This is a genomic window from Aliiroseovarius sp. Z3, from assembly GCF_029105185.1.
Classification (GTDB): Bacteria; Pseudomonadota; Alphaproteobacteria; order Rhodobacterales; family Rhodobacteraceae; genus Aliiroseovarius.
Genome location: NZ_JAFMZK010000008.1, coordinates 140,349 through 156,204 on the forward strand (window position 1 = coordinate 140,349; position 15,856 = coordinate 156,204).

13 protein-coding genes are annotated in these 15,856 nt (G+C 58.5%); 7 read left to right on the top strand and 6 right to left on the bottom strand.

The features are described 5' to 3' along the window. Positions 1 to 65: 65 nt before the first annotated feature. The 3 genes from J3R80_RS14340 to J3R80_RS14350 all read left to right on the top strand — a co-directional run bounded on the left by J3R80_RS14340 (position 66) and on the right by J3R80_RS14350 (position 2,981). Positions 66 to 710 (top strand): sugar transferase, encoded by a 645-nt coding sequence (locus J3R80_RS14340; protein ID WP_275394476.1) that lies wholly within the window; start codon positions 66 to 68, stop codon positions 708 to 710. A gap of 245 nt (positions 711 to 955) precedes the next feature. After that, positions 956 to 1,546, top strand: coding sequence for a polysaccharide biosynthesis/export family protein (locus J3R80_RS14345; RefSeq protein ID WP_275394477.1), 591 nt, complete (start codon positions 956 to 958; stop codon positions 1,544 to 1,546). Positions 1,547 to 1,577: 31 nt separating this feature from the next. Next, positions 1,578 to 2,981 (top strand): hypothetical protein, encoded by a 1,404-nt coding sequence (locus J3R80_RS14350; RefSeq protein WP_275394478.1) that lies wholly within the window; start codon positions 1,578 to 1,580, stop codon positions 2,979 to 2,981. A 119-nt stretch (positions 2,982 to 3,100) separates the two neighbouring features. Here the strand turns inward: J3R80_RS14350 and J3R80_RS14355 are convergent, their stop codons facing one another. The 4 genes from J3R80_RS14355 to J3R80_RS14370 all read right to left on the bottom strand — a co-directional run bounded on the left by J3R80_RS14355 (position 3,101) and on the right by J3R80_RS14370 (position 8,131). Beyond that, complete coding sequence (locus J3R80_RS14355) at positions 3,101 to 4,534, bottom strand: efflux transporter outer membrane subunit (RefSeq protein ID WP_275394479.1); 1,434 nt, start codon at positions 4,532 to 4,534, stop codon at positions 3,101 to 3,103. Positions 4,535 to 4,703: 169 nt separating this feature from the next. Then, positions 4,704 to 6,020: an HlyD family type I secretion periplasmic adaptor subunit gene (locus J3R80_RS14360; protein ID WP_275394481.1), complete on the bottom strand. Its 1,317-nt coding sequence runs from the start codon at positions 6,018 to 6,020 to the stop codon at positions 4,704 to 4,706. Between the two features lie 3 nt (positions 6,021 to 6,023). After that, positions 6,024 to 7,748: a type I secretion system permease/ATPase gene (locus J3R80_RS14365; protein WP_275394482.1), complete on the bottom strand. Its 1,725-nt coding sequence runs from the start codon at positions 7,746 to 7,748 to the stop codon at positions 6,024 to 6,026. 185 nt (positions 7,749 to 7,933) lie between these two features. After that, positions 7,934 to 8,131, bottom strand: a complete 198-nt coding sequence (locus J3R80_RS14370; protein WP_275394483.1) for a hypothetical protein — start codon at positions 8,129 to 8,131, stop codon at positions 7,934 to 7,936. A gap of 819 nt (positions 8,132 to 8,950) precedes the next feature. Here J3R80_RS14370 and J3R80_RS14375 point away from each other — a divergent pair. From J3R80_RS14375 to J3R80_RS14390, 4 genes are all read left to right on the top strand, one after another. Beyond that, positions 8,951 to 10,735, top strand: coding sequence for an SARP family transcriptional regulator (locus tag J3R80_RS14375; protein WP_275394484.1), 1,785 nt, complete (start codon positions 8,951 to 8,953; stop codon positions 10,733 to 10,735). A gap of 22 nt (positions 10,736 to 10,757) precedes the next feature. Next, a complete protein-coding gene (locus J3R80_RS14380; protein ID WP_275394485.1) occupies positions 10,758 to 11,711 on the top strand; it encodes a phosphatase PAP2 family protein in 954 nt (317 codons plus the stop codon). 12 nt (positions 11,712 to 11,723) lie between these two features. Continuing rightward, entirely contained in the window at positions 11,724 to 13,280 is a 1,557-nt protein-coding gene (locus J3R80_RS14385; RefSeq protein ID WP_275394486.1) for a S8 family serine peptidase, read from the top strand. Positions 13,281 to 13,588: 308 nt separating this feature from the next. Continuing rightward, on the top strand, positions 13,589 to 13,846 hold the full coding sequence (locus J3R80_RS14390) for a hypothetical protein (protein ID WP_275394487.1): 258 nt from the start codon (positions 13,589 to 13,591) through the stop codon (positions 13,844 to 13,846). Between the two features lie 129 nt (positions 13,847 to 13,975). Here J3R80_RS14390 and J3R80_RS14395 read toward each other — a convergent pair whose 3' ends face one another. Together J3R80_RS14395 and J3R80_RS14400 are read right to left on the bottom strand one after the other, a co-directional pair. Further along, positions 13,976 to 14,740, bottom strand: coding sequence for an NAD(P)-binding domain-containing protein (locus J3R80_RS14395; protein WP_275394488.1), 765 nt, complete (start codon positions 14,738 to 14,740; stop codon positions 13,976 to 13,978). A gap of 12 nt (positions 14,741 to 14,752) precedes the next feature. After that, complete coding sequence (locus tag J3R80_RS14400) at positions 14,753 to 15,766, bottom strand: glyceraldehyde 3-phosphate dehydrogenase NAD-binding domain-containing protein (RefSeq protein WP_275394489.1); 1,014 nt, start codon at positions 15,764 to 15,766, stop codon at positions 14,753 to 14,755. Positions 15,767 to 15,856: the final 90 nt, after the last annotated feature.

Below are 15,856 nucleotides of genomic sequence, written 5' to 3' on the forward strand. Positions count from 1 at the left end.
TTTTTGAGGTGTAAGGAAAAATGACGACGCATTTTAAAGACTTTTCAAGTCCCAGCACCAAGCTGGTGAAACGACAAAACTTCTACGTAGCTGATTCTTCTGTCCGTCCTTATCGTGATCGCTTCAAGCGCCTGTTCGACATTGCCTTTGTCGTCGCGGCAGCGCCCATTGCGATTCCGCTGATCGGGATCATGCTGCTGTTGGCTGCCCTTGATGGGGGCAAGCCGTTCTATCGTCAGCGTCGGATCGGCAAAGACGGACGCATCTATAACATGGTCAAGATCCGTTCGATGGTGAAGAATGCAGATCAGCGGCTTGAAGCCTATCTGGACAGCAACCCCGAGGCCCGCGCCGAATGGGACAGCACCCAGAAGCTGAAGAACGACCCGCGGATCACCAAGATCGGGAAATTCCTGCGCAAATCGTCGATGGATGAACTGCCGCAGCTGTGGAACGTGCTGATGGGCGATATGTCCATCGTTGGCCCGCGCCCGATGATGGAAGATCAGAAAACGCTGTATCCGGGCGCTGCGTATTATGCCATGCGCCCCGGCATCACCGGGCCGTGGCAGGTGTCGGACCGCAACGAAACGACTTTCGCCCAGCGGGCGACCTTCGACACCAAATACTATTACGAGCTTTCGCTGAAGAAAGACCTCGAAATTCTGAGCCAAACCGTCGGCGTTGTTCTGCGCTGCACCGGCCACTGATACAAACACGCAACGCCAGGCCAATCGGTCTGGCGTTGTCGGTTTCGCGAACCCAGTTAACCTTTGCGATCAACGTTAGCGTGATCTTATCCTGCGCACCTTTCCCCTAGGTCGAATTTCCCGGGAAATGAGTGCAATTGCGCGACAAATCTGCTTCAACGGGTAAAGCCTTATTATTTATCATTTGATTACAAGCCAGACAGGGCTATTCTTGCCTATGCCACTTGGCAGCTAGGGGATTCACCATGTTAAAACAATTTTTCACACTTCTTACCGCGGTATTTGCGTTCAGCCTCATTTCGGCGAGCGATGCCCAGGCCCAGAACGGATACAAAATTCGCTCCGGCGACACATTGAATGTCGAGGTTGTCGAAGATGCCAATCTGAACCGATCGGTTCTGGTGCTTCCCGATGGCTCGATCAGCTTCCCATTCGCCGACGGCGTGCGCGCAGCAGGCCGCACCACCGCGCAGGTCGCATCTGCCCTTGCCAGCGCAATGGCGTCGAACTTTGCTGCGACCCCGAACGTCTATGTTTCGGTTGGCGAAATTGGCCGGTCCACCAGCACGGGCACGGCCACTCGTGCCGTCGCGACGCAAGACATCTATATCACGGGCGAGATCAACAGCCCGGGTAAACTGGAAGGCAGCCGTGGCATGACCGTCTTGCAGGCCATCGCCCAAGGGGGTGGCCTGACACGATTTGCGGCCTCAAAACGCATACAGGTGCGCCGTGGCAGCAAAATCTATGGCTATAACTACGACACCAATGCCGGTAACATCCGGTTGAAGAAGGGTGACGTGATCATCGTGCCGCAGCGCCGACTTTTCGAGTAAGCGCCAAGGCAAAACGAGCAGAGGAAATCAGGTGGGACAGAAAAATAAAATCGCCGCCCTCCTGGCCGGAACCAGCCTTCTCGCAACAGGGTTGGTTCCCGCCATAGGTCAAGACGCCGACGCAGTCGCCCCGACCGAAGGGTTCGCCCTGACGCTGGGGGTCGCGTCGACCTTGCGGGTTAATGACAACCTGAGCTTCAGCGACCCATCCCCCGGCACATCGACCCTGTGGGACAATACAGTGACGCTCGGGCTGCTCAGCGAAACCGGCGTTGCCCGGTTTACCGCTGATTTGGCAGGAACCGTCCGCACGGCAGCCCTGCCCGGCCAATCGACCGAAACGACCTTTGACGACCCATCCATCGTTCTGGGCTATCAACTGGAAAGCGCCGACAGCCTGCTTGAGGCTGAACTGTCTTACCAGCAAGTCTCGTTGCAATTCGAAGACCCGCTGGCCGGCCTTGACGATCTGATCGAAGATGGGCTTGAGCCTGAGGATCTTGTCCCCTCGGACGGTGTGCGCGGCACATACAGCGCCCGCGTGGCGTTTGAAACCGGACGCACTGCCCCCTTCGGCTTCGGCACGGTTCTGGAATACGACAAAACCGAATTCTGGAACACCACCGATCCCGGCAACTATGACGATGAAACCACCGCGGCCGAGGTTTTTGCCCGCCTGCAATTTTCGCCCGTTATGGAAGGCCGGATCGCGCTGGATTGGGAACAGTATGACGCGATGGACACCGTCCGCACTTCGCGTCGCACCGTTGGCGCAACCGCCAGTCTGACTTACGAGATCAACGCGATTACCCGTATGACCGCCAGCCTGGGCTATACCGAGATCGAGGAAACCAACCTGATCGGAACCACGCTGCAAGACGGTGTGACCGGCGGGCTGTCCGTAACGCGCGATTTCCCGACCGGAAACGTCACGGCAGAATTCACGACCGATATCAGCACAACGGGCCGACGCGACACGGTTGAACTGCGCGGCGAGCTGGAAACGCCCGGTGGATCCATCACCGCAGGCGTCGGCGCCACACGGTCGAACGCAGGCGATGTGAACATGATCGGCAGCCTGGGCTATACCAACGAGCTGGCCATAGGCACCATCACCGCGGCGCTTGAGCGCAGCTATGACACGTCGGACGGCGGTGTTGAAAACCGGTCGACCACCGCATCGCTTGGCTTCGACACCGATATATCGCCCAATGCGTCGATCGGGTTCGAACTGGATTACGCCGAGGTGACGGATGTCGTCGCAGACACCACCACCGCCGTCTCGGGTTTCCGTGCAACCTATACCCGCGACCTGACGGCGGATTGGGGTTTGACCGCCGGTTACGAATACCGCAAGCGCAAGGAAACCGGCTCGACCGACCGCGAATCCAACGAACTGTTCGTGACACTGGAGCGCGCGTTCAGCATCCGCTGACCCCTGCCCCCGCGCGATTGGGCACAGCGGCGAAGACACAAAAGAAAACCCACCCGAGCCTGACAGCCGGGTGGGTTTTTTACGTTTACCTTAGATGGCGACGCGCAGTTTTGGCCGCTCTAGTTGGATACCGAGCTGGCTGATTTCACTTCGACGACCGTTTCCTCTTCCGGCTCGCCAAACTGGCTGCCGGCCCCCAATGCGATGTTCAGGCGCACGTAGTTACGTGCCAGTTGGCGCAGGTTGTCAGCAAGCGCAGTGTCCGCATCCGCAATCCGTTCCTCGGCGCTGATCAGGTCGCGAATGGTCGCGCCTTCCTGCTTCAGAAGTTCCTGGGTCAGGTCTCGTGCCTCTCTGTTCAGGCGCACGCGGCGCTGCGATTCAACCACGGCACTGCGGCTGCCGTGATAAGCGGCAAGCGCGCTTTCCACTTCGCTGACCGAGCTCAGGACCGCTGACTGCCAGCCCGCATAGGCCTGACGGGCTGCGGATTGGCGCGCGGCGACACGGGATTTTTCACTGTTCATCGGCAAGGACGGAAGGTTCAGGGTCGGCCCGATAGAATATTCAAGGCCATCCCCTGCGCTGTTCTTACCAAAGCCGATCATGCCGCTTAGCGACAGCGACGGATACATATTGGCCCGTGCGATGCCGACATTGGTGATCGCTTCATAATAGCTACGCTCGGCAATCTTCATGTCAGGGCGGTTGCGCAGGATATCTGCGGGCACGCCGGTTTTCAGGGTCTTCGACGGGCGCGGCTGGCTGGCATTGCCATCCAGATTGACGCCCAGACGACCCGGCGCGACGCCGGTCAGAACCGCAATCTCAGTTTTGCCAGCGCGGATCGCTGCGATCAGGGCCGGGATCTGCGTTTGCGTCTCGGCCACCAGCGCCTCGGTCTGGACGACATCCAGCTTGGTCGCGGCGCGGCGGTCAAACAGTTGCTTGGTCTGCGTCACGGCATTCCGGCGCGAGGCCAACTGCTGACGACGCAGATTCAGCAAGCGCTGGTTATAGCGCAGGTCCACATATGCATTGGACAGGTTCAGCAGAACCGTCAGGCGGGCCGCATCTTCTTCGGCATCCGCGATGTCGATCCGGGCGCCCGCTGCCTGAATTTGCTGACGGCGCAGACCATACGGGTCCAGCATCCAGTCAAGGTTCAGGCGGGCGTTGCTGCTATGGCTTGCTGTGCCTCCGGGGGGTTGCGCATAGCGGTGCGTGGCGGTGGGCGACACACTCAGAAGCCCCGGAACCGCATCACGGTTCGCCCGTGCTTCGATCACCTTTTCGCGGGCGATCTCAAGATCATAGTTCCCGGCCAGCGCTCGTTCGACCAGCTTGTTGAAAACCGGATCCTTGAACCCCATCCACCATGTATCATTGGCCAAAGGCACCGGCACCGCGTGCGATGACACACTGGAATAAGATTTGGCGAATTTGAAGAATGGAAGCTTGTAAGGCTCGTCCGTTGCACAACCGGAAAGCCCGATTGTCGCTGCCAAAACGCATCCCAAGACCGGCGCTTTGCGCCCGTTAATCTGTTTCATATTACTACCCGTCTGCCTCGTCAGCCGTCTGTGCGACTGTTGTTTTCACGGTTATTATTGGGGGCAGACTGGCACAGAACCCTGTTTTCACCAAGAAATACTGAGGTTTTCGTGAAACTGCGGAAGCAGGATGACCAAAAAACCACAACCTGCGAAGATGTCGGGCCTGCTATCCTTCGCGGAATGCGCGTCTGAGCTGCTGCAAAAGCGGTTCCGTCAGGTAGGTCAGGACCGACCGTTCGCCCGTTTGCAGGAACGCTTCGACCGGCATTCCGGGGATCAATTCAACATCGCCAAGCCGCGCGATTTCCTCGGTCGGCAAGGTCAGATCAATACGGAAATAGCTCAGCCCGGTCTGCGGATCGTCAACGGATGTGGGCGAGATACCGGACACCGTGCCAAACAGTTCCGGCGTGGTGCGCTGGTTGAACGCAGGAAACAGAACCTTCGCAACCTGCCCCACAAACACCTGATCAATCGACTGCGGGTCCACCTGCAGCTTGAACTCAACCCCATCTGACAACGGCACGATCTGGGTGATCGTCGCTTCGGGCGCGACGACGCCCCCTTCGGTGGTGGCCTGCAATTCGTGCACGATCCCGTCAGTCGGGGCGTGAATGTCGATCCGCTCCAGCTGCTTTTCGACCGTGACGATTTGCAGGATCAGCTCTTCGCGCTCGGCGGTGGTGGTGCGCAGCTCGGTCACCACCTGCTCCTTGAACTCGCGATCCGCTTGCAGGATCTCAAGCTCGGTATCGCGGATCGAGTTATAGATGCGCGCAAGCTCTGACTGATGTTCGGCAATCTGCCCCAGCAGAGAAGATTCCCGCCCCTGCAGCTCCAGCAATTCGCTTTCGCGCACCAGCCCCTGTTCGCTCAACCCCTGTTTGGTTTCGCGCTCCTGACTGACATAAGCCAACTGGTCTTGCTTGGCGCTGATCAGGGCTTCAACCCCGGAAATCTGGTTGCGGAATTGCAGGATACGTTCGGCCAGTTGCTCCTTGCGGCCATTCAGCACCTCGCGCCGGGCCACGAAAATCTCGCGCTGGCCTTTGAAATGCTGGGTCAGGTCGATATCGGGCAGATACGGGCTGTCGATGTTGAACACGGGGGCGTCAAGTTCCTGATATTCGGCATCCAACCGGGCCTCGCGGGTGACAACTTCGGACAGGCGGTTGCGATAAATCTCAAGGTTGATTTGAAGCAGGCTGGGGTCCAGACGCAGCAATACATCGCCCTTACTGACCACATCGCCATCTTTGACCAGAATTTCCTTAACCACACCGCCGTCCAGACTTTGCACCTGCTTGGGCAGACCGCGCACAACCACCTTGCCCGGCGCAATCACGGCCCCGGTGATGAGTGTCGTGGACATCCAGATAAAACCCGACACCAACAGCGCCAAGCTGGCCAGCGCACCCAGATAGACAGGGGTCGCCAATCCGGTCTTGATCGGGCTTTGGGGGGCGGATGCAGGATTGGCCATCGCTTATACCTCGAACACGGAACTGGGGGCGGCGGTGGGACGCTGAGGCGTTGCGTGTTGCAACACCTCTTCTTTCAAACCGAAGCGGCCAACCTTGCCTTCGTGCAGGATCAGGATCTTGTTCACGGCCTGAATGACACTGGGGCGGTGCGCCATCACCAGAACAGTGCAGCCCTTCTTGCGCATTCCGATCACCGCGCTGGCCAACGCCTCGTCCCCTTTTGCGTCGAGGTTCGAGTTCGGCTCGTCCAACACCAAAAGACGCGGGCTGCCATAAAGCGCGCGCGCCAAACCAAGGCGCTGTGTCTGCCCCCCCGACAGGGGTTGTTCTGTGGTGCCCACAAACGTGGTGTAGCCCTGTGGCATCTTCAGAATCATGTCGTGAACGCCCGCAATCTGCGCGGCTTCGATGACATCTTCGTCTCGCGCATCGGGATCAAACCGCGCGATGTTTTCGGCGATGGTGCCGGGCAGCATTTCCACCCGTTGTGGCAAATAGCCGATATGCCCGCCACGATCTTCGTTGTGCCATTGGTTCAGCGTCGCGCCGTCCAGACGCACTTCGCCATGGTCGGGCTGCCACAGCCCCACAAGCAGACGCGCCAAACTGGATTTACCCGCCGCACTGCTGCCCACGACGCCCAACCCGTCCCCCGGCTCCAGCTCAAAACTGATGCGTTCCAGAATACGCGGCCGGTCGCTGACCAAAGAATTCTTGGGCGTCAATTTGGTGACGTTCTTCACAACCAGATGACCCTTGGGGTCGGGAAGATCGAAACCGCTTTGCGGATCGGGGATATAGTCCATCGCCTCTTTCAACCGACGATGCGCATCGCCCGCACGCCCGATGGTGCGCCAGTGGCCAATCACCTGATCCACCGGAGCCAGCGCACGACCCGCAACAATCGAGGTCGCAATGATCATCCCGGCCGAAATTTCCTGTGACAGGGCCAGATAAGCCCCGACCGTCAACAAGGTCGATTGCAAAAGCAGACGAAAGGCTTTGGAAAATGCCGCCACCATCTCGGACCGATCACCACCGGTTTGATAGTAACCCAGACTGTTCTGATGCAGCCCGCGCCAGCGGTCTGTCACCTTGTCCAGCATGCCAAGCGCCATCACGGCCTCGGCGTTGCGACGGGTGCGTTCAACGAAGGACCGTTCGATCCCTTCGCTGTTGCCCGCGCTTTTGATCGGCGCGCCCGTGGCAAAGCGGTTGATGACCGCCGCGATGACAACAATGATCGCGCCGCCCACCGTCAGCCATCCCAGCCATGGGTGGATGAAGAACACCACAGCCAGAAAAATCGGGATCCACGGCAAATCGAACAGCCCCAGAATGGCCGGACTGGCCAGAAAAGCACGGACCACGGCCAGATCCTGCACCGGGTTGTAGTGTTCCTTGTTGTCGACAAAGCCCGATCGCAGCCAGAAACCGAAGGCATCAGAGCCGATTGCCTGATCCAGCCGATAGCTTGCCCGCGACAAAAGCCGGGCGCGCAGAAATTCGTAAATGCCCAAGAAGGCATAAAGGATGACAACGATCACAAACAGGCCCTGCAACGTCGCCACCGATCCGCTGGACAGCACGCGGTCATAGACCTGAAGCATGTAAAGCGGACCTGTCAGCATCAGCAGATTGATCGCGGCACTGAACAGACCGACTGTCAGAAACGCCCGGCGCAGATGCGAAAGCTCTTTCTTATAGGGGTTTTTCTTGGGCTTCACCGAAAGCTGTTCTGACAATCAATTATCCCCATAGGTGTCTGCGCCGATAATGCGCTCAGTTTGTTCACATGTACCCGGCGATGCAAGGACTGAACAAGACCCGTTGGAAATTAGTCCGGCACAGAAACAAAAACGCGCCACGGGTCATCCGGGCGCGCGTGCGGTGGTGTGTGTGGGATAAGTGGTCAGTTTTGAGGTTCGTCTGAGCCGTTCATGAAATGATCGCGGATCAGGCGCAACATTGCGATGCTGACAAGGGCCGAAAATGTACCGACCGAGCTATAGAACCAAAGCGCCATCCAAATGGAATAGCCGTTCAAAAGCGCGGCAATTGCCGTGCCAAGCCCAACAAGCATTCCAAGACCAAGAACACCGATTACCATGTTCAACTCCAGTCCACGCGGTTGATCGCGATCATGTGCGACCTCGCAGAGATCATTCCTTCGATTCCACACTCCTCTATCTTGCGGAGGATTCGTGGCACAATTAAGGCGCGAGCGCCATATATTCAGGGTTGCAAAACATTGGCTGTCGATCGCGGGGCGGCGATCTATGACAGAGTGTTCCGGCCTGAGTGGTACCGCCAATATACATAAAATCAACCCATGCGCGAGTCCCTCCAAGCTAAATTTCATAAACAGGCGAGACAGCGCCGAACAGGCGAAACAAGCGCATTTGGGACCGCTTCCGAACCATCACGCCAAAATATTCGAAAGAATATGTCGCGATCTGCTTTGTAACTGTTTTTACGCGACTTTTCCCGACAGTTTTGATCGGGAGTATATCTACATCGTGATGACACCTGATCGGACGCCCTGTTCCCTCGCAACCACACGCAGACAGCTCGGGTGCAAAATTCAGACGCATGAATGCATCAGCGTTGAAACGAATCACTTTGCCGATTTTCGACCGTGTGAAGCGATTTTCTAAGCGACCGCCAGGTTCAGCACGCAAGAAACGTTGTCAAATTCTGCCCTTCCCGTGAAGAAATTCGGGCACCCCCGCGCTTCGATCCTTCATATCCGACAGCCTTCACGCTGCCTTCACGCAGCAATCACTAATGGTTCGTAAACAACATGCAGGGATGTTCATCGGGGACCGCACAATTGATTGCAGAGCATATTTTGCAAGAAATGCCAGTTTTGGGTAGTATTTCGAAACAATCTTTTGCGTTTAGCGCGAAGGTTTCCGAAGGATTGCCAATGGACGCTGATCATTCCCGACAACATGACCTGGACATCTTCCTGTTCGGACCTCTTGCCGTGCAGGATGGCGCAGGCAACCAGTTCACTCCCAAAAACCAGAAGTCAAAGGCCGTTCTGGCCATGCTGGCGCTGGCCCCGCGCGGGTCGCGGTCACGGGTCTGGCTGCGCGACAAGCTGTGGAGCGACCGCGGCGAAGATCAGGCGTCCGCCAGTCTGCGGCAGGCGCTTCTGGACATACGAAAATGCTTCGGAGCGGACCTGAAAGACATTCTCAGCGCCGATAAATACTCGGTCTCGCTGGATCTGTCGCGCATCCGTGTCGATGCTATCGACCTGATGGACAAGGTGGAACAGGGCGTGGTCACCCCACCCGTCGGTCTTGACGCAATCTCAGAGCACTTTCTGGAAGGCTTCGACATATGTGATCCCGAATTTGAAAGCTGGCTGACGTTAGAGCGCCAGATTTGGGAACAGCGGCTGATGGATCACGACGGTGAACACAGCGCGGACGCGACCCCCGAAATGTCCCCAGACGCCTTGGGCCTGTCGCGCAGCCCATCCGCCCCTGATCCCTTGATCAGCGCCCAAATGAATACCTCGCAACCGATCCAGCCGGCGCAAGCAGCCACTTGGGCCATCGGGGTGCAAAGCGGCATGGCCGGGGATGCCCATGCGGGGCTGTTGATCGACAAACTGACGCGAAACCTGCGCGAAATGGGACGTGTGCCCAGCGTGCGCACTTTTGAAAACCAACCTCTGTCGCAAATGCGCAGCGAATTTGGCCGGGTTGAAATCCCGCTGGTTCTGCGAGTGACAGAGTTGAACCAAGGCCCGTATGTGCGCCTGTCGGTCGAACTTCTGACCGGTAAGGATGGCGTGACCGTCTGGTCGTCCAGTCAGGCATTCGGCCCCGATGACTTTGCCCAGCCGGCCTGCCCTGCCCTGAACGGGCTTGTGTCTCACGCAGTGATCCAGATCGGGCGCCATCTGCAAATGAATGCCACCAGCCCGCAAATGGCAGGTGCCGGGCAGCTGATCGAGTGCATCTATCAGATGTTCGGTCTTTCGGTGAACGAGCTGTCCAGCGCCGAAGATAAGCTGGCACATCTTCTGAAGATGCAGCCCAACGCGCAGACCTATGCGTGGATGGCTTTTGCCAAGTCCTTTCAGGTGGGCCAACGCTTCACGCCGGACGCCGCCGCGCAGATCTCGGAAGCGCAGTATTACGCGACCCGTGCGTTGGAAGAAGACGAATTCGACCCGCTGGTCCTGTCATTGGCCGCGCATATCCATTCCTATCTGTTCAGCGAATTCGACATGGCGGCGTCATTGTTCGAACGCGCGCTGAAGATCGACCCCGAACAGGCAATCGGCTGGGATTTGTATGCGACGATGAGCGCCTATGCCGGCGACACCAAGAAATCGCTGGCAATGGCGTCATGGGCGCAGCATCTGGGGTCCAACACGCCGATCAGTTACTATTTCGATACCACGAAATGCATCGCGGCCGCGCTGGCCGGCAATCATGCCGCCGCCATTGAAGCCGGGGAAAAGGCACTGGTGCAGCGCCCGAAATTCAACTCGATCCTACGCTATCTGATTTCCAGCCACGCCCATCTTGGCAATGTCCAGATGGTCGAAAGCCTGCGCCAGAAACTGGCCGAGATCGAGCCCGACTTTTCGACCGAAGTGCTGCGCGGATCGGGCTATCCGGGTTTGGCCACCGAAGGTGGCCGACAGTTTCTTCTGGGGCTGAGCAAGGCCGGATTCGACCAAGATTAGACCAATTACAGGGAACAACATTATGAAAGACCGGGCAGACACGCCTCACGAATGTGGCTCTATCGCCGAGTTTTTAAGCCTTGGCCGGATCATCGTTGGGCCCAATGGCCTTCAGTTTGACGATGCCACAGACAAGATCACCGAAATCTCGGTTGAAAGCCGGACTGGGGCTCAGGGCGCGGGCGGCGTCAGCGCGGTCCGGATGGTGCTGAACAAATCCGCCTTTAACAAATCGGCACTGAACAAGAATAAGAACAAAAACAAGAATAAAAACAAAAACAAGAATAAGCTCCAGGCCCCAAGCGCACAGGGTGCCAGCGGGGCATTGATGCCAACAGATGCCCTGTTGCGTCTTCATCGTCCCGGCGCTGCTGATCTGGATGCACGGTTGCCGAATGAATGGACCAACGTCACCCTGCCCCCGCCACCGGGGCCAGATCACAGCCGATTGGAGACCCAGCTTTTGCTGGCCATGCAGCGCAACATAGACGAACGCAAACTGCGCATCCCTGATATCATCCAGGAAGCCACGCTGGACCTGACCGCCTTCACCCGCCCACTGGGGATTGACGGGCTGTCCGGGTTTGAAAACACCGAGGCGCTGTTTCTGGAGCTTCTGACCGTTACCGAATATGTGGGGCTTTACTATAAGGGCTTATTCGGGCGGCTTCGCCCAAATCAGGTTGAACCGCGCCTGCGCCCGGTTCTGCCCAATCCGGCACACGAAGCCTATCCCAGCAACCATTCCTTCCAATGTCACACGCTGGCCTTCGCCTTCAACACGATCCTGCCGGAACATCCCGCGACGCATGTCTTGTCCGAATCCGCCCTGAACGTGGCGCAGAACCGGGAATGGGCGGGACTACACTATCCCAGTGACACCGCCGCCGGGCGACTGCTGGCAAAACGCTTTGCACCCCTGTTCGCCGAGGCGTTTGCCGACCGCTATCAGTCGGTGCAACAGGAATGGATCTGAGGGGCAATGGATATGAACACCGTAAACTCGAAATGTGTCCAGGCTGAGACCGTGGACGAGACCAGCTATTATTACCTGTGGCATCTTGTATCGCTGGGGGTTCTGACCCCAGACAAATCCCAGACCGGGTTTTCAGACACGTTGTGGGATATGCTGGCAGGTAAGGCCGAAGCAACGCCATCGACCGTTGTTCTGATCGACGTCGGGTGCAGCTTTGCCCATCCCAACCTGAAAGACCGGGTTGATGCGGCCCGCTCGCTCGATTTCACCGGCACGCCTTTCGGGGCACGGCTGGCGACCGGATCAGATGGCGATCAGAAAAACTTTGCCGGATTGTCGGTCGATGACCTGCATCTGGATGGGCTGGAGGCCGATGAGCTGGCGATGTTCGACGAGGTGGTCCAATACCTTGCTGAAAGCACCGGCGAATTGCGTGCCAATGGCGATACAGAGGCCAAGTTTGCCTCGCACGGGACCGCGGTCAGCGGGCTGATCGTTGGTGGGCCGGAAAACTGCTGCAAGACCGGCGACGAACCCTCGACGGGCGTGATCCCTTATTTCGGGGTCGATCCGTTTTCGACGCTGATTTCGCTGCGCACCGGGTTTGACAATGACCCTCTGCAATTCATCGCAGCCCTTCTCTATGCCTGGCATCAGAAACCTGACGTGATCGTCATGCCGCGCGGGCTTCCGGACCCCGATGCCTCGATCGTGACGCCAAAGGACGACTTCAAGGCCGAGTTGCAAAGCTGGGCCAACCACGAGGCCGCCGACCTTCTGCACCGGATCGAGGTGTTGACAGACAAGGCTTCGCCCCATGATCCCAGCGCACCGCAAGTGTCGGAAACTGGTCGTCACCTATGGCGGGTGGTGCGCGCATTGTTCATCGCGATCAGCAAACATGTTCCCATCGTCTGTGCCGCCGGGAACGAAGGTGAAAGCCAGCTGTTGTTCCCCGCCAATCTGGCCAACCGCGAAAACGGAATCATCGCCGTTGGGGCGGTATCAGGACAGGGCTATCGCTCGGGCTACTCCAATTACGGCGACGGGCTGACCTTGGTTGCACCCTCCGATGATATGGAGGTCTTCAATCGCCACCAATTGCGCGAAACACCGAAACGGATGGACAAGGTGGGCTATCTGAAACCCACAAGCGCCATGGCGGTGCCCTATAGCCGCAAGGGGTTGCTGAGCACCGATATTCCCGGAAGTTTCGGATATGACGGGGCGCGCGATGACGGCCACGATCTGCCGCCTGAAGTGGCGCAAAGCGGGTTTTACACTCAGTTCGGCGGCACCTCGGGTGCCTCGGCACTGGTTGGCGGCGTTGTCGCGCTGGTGCGACGCGCCGAACGCCTGTCTGGCAGCGGCAAATGCCCACGCGACGGCACCGACCTGAAGGCATTGCTGATGGCCACAGCGCGCCGTGACATGCCGATGATCGGCGCGACATTGCCCCTGAAATCCGACTGTATGAACAGCGCCAACGAAGATGCGGACGCGTTCGGGACGTTCTTTGGTGCCGGGTTGATCGACGCCAAAGCCGCCGTGACCGCCGCACTGGACTAAGCCGGTTTGATTTTCAAAAACCGCCGGGGCGAACCTCCGGCGGTTTTTTCATGCGCACATCCCATGAAATTCACGCAAATCTGCCCGAGAGTCGGCATTTATCACGCAACATTCACGCGGCCCTTTCGCCGCGTTTATGCCCCTGCGTCATATTGAATATGCGTTCTGAGTAGCCAGTTTGGCGAAAGCCATTTTATCACCTGTACCTTTCCAAACCCCAAACTGGTTCCTCAGTTCGCACCAGAGACACAAACCCAAGACCCGATGACAACAACCCGACAACCGACCTGATGAACCGAGGTGCGACAATGGAAAAACTGGACCCGAAACTGAAAGACCGGATGGAAAGCCTGACCAGAAATTCCCATCCCGTGCTGATCACCTGTCACGATGATTGCGACCTGCTGATGGATCACCTGAACAAGAACGGTGTCATGGTCGACGACAACATGGCCGAGATCCAGCTGCTGGTCGCTGATCTCACCTCGCGGCAGATCGAGGATCTGCTTAACCACGAAACAGTCGCCCAGATCGCGCTGGACGATGATGGTAGCGTGTTCCAGTAACCTTCGCTGCGGGGGTGTCACCGGCAATGCCGGTGCCGGTGGGCCGCACAACGCTGGGGATGGAATGCACAAAAACGGGTCGGTTTCTCCCACCGGCCCGTTTTCATGTTTGATAATCCCTGAATGGGTCTAATCCTCCAGACCAAGACGCGGCTTCAAGTCCTCCAACCCCTTGGTCAAGGCATCAACCGCGCCGGTGTCGCGCATATGGGCGCGCAGGGTGGCGTTCAATCCGCCCTCGGTCGCCAAACTGTCCAACAGATCGGCAAACGACGTTTCCGGATTCTCGGTCATGCTGCGCAGGAAACCCGCAAATACCGTCGCCACATATTGCTCTGACGCCGTCTGATCACCGGTCAGGGCAGCCAACCATCCTGCCCCTTCGCGCATCTGGTCCAATATCGGCGAGACCATCGCACAGGCCGCGAAATGGGCATTCAACGCGGCTTCGGACGGGCAGGGAATGATCATATCGGTATCCCCAAACAGCGTGCGCAGCGCGATGCTGTCGGGATAAACCGGCAAGGCCGAACCACCCACGGCGATGGACGGCAGCGGGATGGTGATCGCGATCTCGTTCACCGGGGCGCATAGCGATCTGAGGTCGGCCAGTGGAACATCAACCATCACCGAAATAACCCGCTGATCATCACGAAAGCGAAGATCCGGCAAAACCGCGCGCGCCACGTCAGCCAGCAGACACAGGAAGACGGTATCGCTGTTGGCAATCACCTGTTGGTTCGGGGCAATCGTCACATCACTGAACTGCGCCACCAATGCCGCCGCCATGGCCCCGTTGCGTTCGGACACGGTGATCTGATGGCCACGCCCGGTTAACCCGGCCACCATCGCCGCCGCGATCTCGCCCGTGCCGATGAACCCGATCCGCTCCATTTAGCGTCCTTCCTAGGCAGATATGTCCTGCGCAATCATCCGCGCGACATCCAGCATCCGATGCGAGAAGCCCCATTCGTTGTCATACCACCCAAAAACCCGAAGCAGACCACCTTCGGACACCGAGGTTTCCGGCCCCGACAAAACAAGGCTCTCAGACCGCATGCGCAGGTCGCTGGACACCAAAGGTTCGTCAGTCCAGCCAAGAACATGCCCGGTGGCGGCGGCGTTCAGGACCGCGCGCGCCTCGTCTACAGTGACGTCTTGCCGGGTGCGCACCGTCAGATCGATTGCCGAGACACTGGCCGTCGGCACCCGGATCGCGCGGGCTTCGATGCGACCGGTCAGATGGGGCAACACATCGCCAACCAATTCGTGCGCGCTGGTTGTGGTGGGCACCATCGACAGGGCAGCGGCCCGCGACCGGGCCGGGTTGGCGCGCGGCTTGTCCACCGTCGGCTGGCTGCCCGTGTAGCAATGCACAGTGGTCATATGACCGCCAATCACGCCCAATTCCTGATCCAGCACCTTCAAAAGCGGAGCGAGGGCGTTAGTGGTGCAGGATGCGTTCGACACGATCTTCTGCCCGACCAGCTTTTCCTCATTCGCCCCCAGCACGATGGTCACATCCGCCTCGTTCGACGGGCCCGAGATCAGCACGTTGCGCGCACCGGCCTGAAGCCCGCGTTCTGCGACCGCACGTTTGCCCGCCATGCCGGTGCACTCCAGCACCACGTCCACGTCCGACAGTTCCAGGGTGCTGATATCCGACAACCCGTGAAACGGGATCACGGTGCCATTGATCGACAAGCCGCCCTCGACCGCCTCGACCTGCCCGGCAAAGGTGCCGAACACGCTGTCATATTTGAACAGATAGGCGCAGGTATCCAAGGGTTCGATATCGTTGATGAACGCCACCTCGAAATCCGACGGCGCTGCGGACAGGATGCGCAGGATCGACCGGCCGATGCGGCCAAAACCATTCAAACCAATGCGCGTCTTGCGCGGAGAGGAGGAGGGGGACATCTGAACCTCGTCGTCTGGGTGATGGGTCCACAGAACGCGAAAGCGGTGGCAGGTGCAAGGGGGCGCGTGAAAACACTGATTGCTGACGAA

Bases quoted from the DNA above. Each gene is read 5' to 3' on its own strand.
- J3R80_RS14345 (WP_275394477.1), top strand. From the start codon at position 956: ATGTTAAAACAATTTTTCACACTTCTTACCGCGGTATTTGCGTTCAGC.
- J3R80_RS14355 (WP_275394479.1), bottom strand. From the start codon at position 4,534: ATGAAACAGATTAACGGGCGCAAAGCGCCGGTCTTGGGATGCGTTTTG.
- J3R80_RS14360 (WP_275394481.1), bottom strand. From the start codon at position 6,020: ATGGCCAATCCTGCATCCGCCCCCCAAAGCCCGATCAAGACCGGATTG.
- J3R80_RS14370 (WP_275394483.1), bottom strand. From the start codon at position 8,131: ATGGTAATCGGTGTTCTTGGTCTTGGAATGCTTGTTGGGCTTGGCACG.
- J3R80_RS14375 (WP_275394484.1), top strand. From the start codon at position 8,951: ATGGACGCTGATCATTCCCGACAACATGACCTGGACATCTTCCTGTTC.
- J3R80_RS14380 (WP_275394485.1), top strand. From the start codon at position 10,758: ATGAAAGACCGGGCAGACACGCCTCACGAATGTGGCTCTATCGCCGAG.
- J3R80_RS14385 (WP_275394486.1), top strand. From the start codon at position 11,724: ATGAACACCGTAAACTCGAAATGTGTCCAGGCTGAGACCGTGGACGAG.
- J3R80_RS14390 (WP_275394487.1), top strand. From the start codon at position 13,589: ATGGAAAAACTGGACCCGAAACTGAAAGACCGGATGGAAAGCCTGACC.
- J3R80_RS14395 (WP_275394488.1), bottom strand. From the start codon at position 14,740: ATGGAGCGGATCGGGTTCATCGGCACGGGCGAGATCGCGGCGGCGATG.
- J3R80_RS14400 (WP_275394489.1), bottom strand. From the start codon at position 15,766: ATGTCCCCCTCCTCCTCTCCGCGCAAGACGCGCATTGGTTTGAATGGT.